This window comes from Bartonella sp. HY038 (assembly GCF_014117425.1).
In the GTDB taxonomy this organism is placed as follows: Bacteria; Pseudomonadota; Alphaproteobacteria; order Rhizobiales; family Rhizobiaceae; genus HY038.
This window is the reverse complement of sequence record NZ_CP059725.1, coordinates 2822501-2825000: the sequence shown is the minus strand read 5'-3', so window position 1 is coordinate 2825000 and position 2500 is coordinate 2822501. Positions and strand designations below refer to the sequence as shown.

Sequence of the window (2500 nt, the reverse complement as noted above, 5' to 3'; positions counted from 1 at the left end):
GATGTGAGGATCCCAAAACAACCAGGATGTTGGCTTAGAAGCAGCCATCATTTAAAGAAAGCGTAACAGCTCACTGGTCTAAATAAGGGTCTTTGCGCCGAAAATGTAACGGGGCTAAAGCCATACACCGAAGATGTGGATTTACACGTAAGTGTAAGTGGTAGCGGAGCGTTCCATAAGCCTGTGAAGGGATACCCGTGAGGGATCCTGGAGGTATTGGAAGTGAGAATGCTGACATGAGTAACGATAAAGGGAGTGAGAGACTCCCTCGCCGAAAGTCCAAGGGTTCCTGCTTAAAGTTAATCTGAGCAGGGTGAGCCGGCCCCTAAGACGAGGCCGAAAGGCGTAGTCGATGGGAACCACGTTAATATTCGTGGGCCTGTGGGAAGTGACGGATTGCGTAAATTGTATCATCTTATTGGATTGATGATGCAGTGAAGCAGTTCCAGGAAATAGCTCCCACATTATAGACCGTACCCGAAACCGACACAGGTGGACCGGTAGAGAATACCAAGGCGCTTGAGAGAACTATGTTGAAGGAACTCGGCAAATTGCACGCGTAACTTCGGAAGAAGCGTGACCCTTTAGCGGGCAACCGTTAGGGGGTGGCACAGACCAGGGGGTAGCGACTGTTTACCAAAAACACAGGGCTCTGCGAAGTCGCAAGACGACGTATAGGGTCTGACGCCTGCCCGGTGCTGGAAGGTTAAGAGGAGATGTGCAAGCATTGAATTGAAGCCCCAGTAAACGGCGGCCGTAACTATAACGGTCCTAAGGTAGCGAAATTCCTTGTCGGGTAAGTTCCGACCTGCACGAATGGCGTAACGACTTCCCCGCTGTCTCCAACATAGACTCAGTGAAATTGAATTCCCCGTGAAGATGCGGGGTTCCTGCGGTTAGACGGAAAGACCCCGTGCACCTTTACTATAGCTTTACACTGGCATTCGTGTCGACATGTGTAGGATAGGTGGTAGACTTTGAAGCAGTGGCGCCAGCCATTGTGGAGTCTTCCTTGAAATACCACCCTTATCTACATGGATGTCTAACTGCGTTCCGTTATCCGGAACCAGGACCGTGTATGGTGGGTAGTTTGACTGGGGCGGTCGCCTCCTAAAGAGTAACGGAGGCGCGCGATGGTGGGCTCAGAACGGTCGGAAATCGTTCGCTGAGTGCAATGGCATAAGCCTGCCTGACTGTAAGACTGACAAGTCGAGCAGAGTCGAAAGACGGTCATAGTGATCCGGTGGTCCCGTGTGGAAGGGCCATCGCTCAACGGATAAAAGGTACGCCGGGGATAACAGGCTGATGACCCCCAAGAGTCCATATCGACGGGGTTGTTTGGCACCTCGATGTCGACTCATCGCATCCTGGGGCTGGAGCAGGTCCCAAGGGTATGGCTGTTCGCCATTTAAAGCGGTACGTGAGTTGGGTTCAGAACGTCGTGAGACAGTTCGGTCCCTATCTGCCGTGGGTGTAGGAATATTGATAGGATCTGTCCCTAGTACGAGAGGACCGGGATGGACGTATCTCTGGTGGACCTGTTGTGGCGCCAGCCGCATAGCAGGGTAGCTATATACGGAAGGGATAACCGCTGAAGGCATCTAAGCGGGAAACCCACCTAAAAACGAGTATTCCCATGAGAACCGTGGAAGACGACCACGTTGATAGGTCAGGTGTGGAAGTGTGGTAACACATGAAGCTTACTGATACTAATCGTTCAATCGGCTTGATCGTTCCCATTACCTATATCCAGTTAATAAAAAAGCAGAAAAATCAAAACCAGCTTCAATTCGTTCATGCCTTTCGCCGACCTGGTGGTTATGGCGGAGCGGCTGCACCCGATCCCATTCCGAACTCGGCCGTGAAACGCTCCAGCGCCAATGGTACTTTGTCTTAAGACACGGGAGAGTAGGTCGCTGCCAGGTCTGCAAAATGCATGTATGAATATTTTCTCTTCACCATCAAACAAATCAATTTGTCTAGCTGATAAATCCCAAGCAATATAAGCCCTATAGCTTAAATCATTCCTTGGAAAAAAGACACAAAATCAAGATAATAACGCTTCCTAAAAGCATGACATTATTTTAAAAATGTGCCTTAATATCAGATACTCCTTCACAACATACCGGTCGTGAAGAAGTAAACAAAACCCTTGACGCGGGGTGGAGCAGCCCGGTAGCTCGTCAGGCTCATAACCTGAAGGTCGTAGGTTCAAATCCTGCCCCCGCAACCAATAAAACCCATCAGCAAAATAATAGACACATTGATTAGACATATACAATAACCCCAAGAAAGCAGTTCTTGGCGGTTTATAACGCCATAATGCCAATTCGGTACGTGCGCCAAAACCGGCACTGCTAATATGGTAGAACACACCTCTTCCCAACCAAAGAAAACCATAACCAAGATGTGTAAGCAAAGGTGCGCTCTAGATTCTTTGTAATGCGAAAAATAGCAACTTGTTTTTTAAAGACGATGTTCGGCATTCCGTTTTTGGTTG

General features: G+C 49.0%; 1 tRNA gene and 2 rRNA genes (1 of these 3 only partly in view). All 3 read left to right on the top strand.

Going from position 1 to position 2500, the window contains the following annotated elements:
- A 23S ribosomal RNA gene (locus H3299_RS12210) occupies window positions 1-1734 on the top strand; it begins 1079 nt to the left of the window's first position.
- A gap of 76 nt (window positions 1735-1810) precedes the next feature.
- Window positions 1811-1925: ribosomal RNA gene (gene rrf, locus H3299_RS12205) — 5S ribosomal RNA — on the top strand.
- 231 nt (window positions 1926-2156) lie between these two features.
- A tRNA-Met gene (locus H3299_RS12200) sits at window positions 2157-2233 on the top strand.
- Window positions 2234-2500 lie beyond the last annotated feature (267 nt).